General features: G+C 45.1%; 1 protein-coding gene. It reads left to right on the top strand.

The genetic code is table 11. The annotated features are described in order from the left end of the window. Nucleotides 1-657, top strand: a 657-nt coding sequence (locus tag R8O10_RS25590) for a dicarboxylate/amino acid:cation symporter (RefSeq protein WP_318192004.1), incomplete at both ends; no start/stop codon positions are given.

The raw sequence follows: 657 nt of genomic DNA, 5'->3' as shown, positions 1-657 counted from the left end.
ACATTAGTGCTTTTGGTCGTCTTGGTGGGAAAACTTTTACTCTCTACATTCTCACTACCATCATTGCGATCGCAGCAGCGTTGACCGTGGGTTTAATTTTCCAACCGGGTGCTGGTGCAAACTTAGCGGGTACGGTTTCTGAAACCGTCAAGCTGACGACAACTGAAACACCAGATATTTTCTCGCTCGTGGTAAACATTGTACCAAGCAATCCAGTACAAGCTTTTGCTAACGGCGACATGCTACAAATTATCTTTATGGCTATTTTGACAGGTCTAGCCATTCAAGCTCTGGATTCTCGAGGTGGCCCTGCTATCCGCACGTTTAAGATGGCCAATGAGATCATGATGAAGCTGGTTGGTTTGGTCATGAGTCTAGCACCTTACGGTGTGTTTGCTCTGATGATTCAACTAGGTGCAACCTTAAATGCTAATACATTGATGTCTGTTGCAGGTTACGTTGCGCTTGTCGTGGCTATGCTTGTGTTCTGGATTTTCATCTTCTATCCAATGGCAGTTGGCATTACGACTGGAACTTCTCCAAAGGCGTTTCTCCGTGCAACTCGTGAACAAATCCTATTTTCCCTATCTACGGCAAGTTCAAATGCAACCATCCCTGTAACCATGCGTACTCTGACAGAGAAACTGCAAGTTTCTA

The sequence above is a fragment of the Vibrio sp. 1727 genome (genome assembly GCF_033344415.1).
GTDB classification, from domain to species: Bacteria; Pseudomonadota; Gammaproteobacteria; order Enterobacterales; family Vibrionaceae; genus Vibrio; species Vibrio alginolyticus.
The sequence above is the reverse complement of the archived record's forward strand: the minus strand, read 5'-3'. Positions and strand labels throughout refer to the sequence as shown.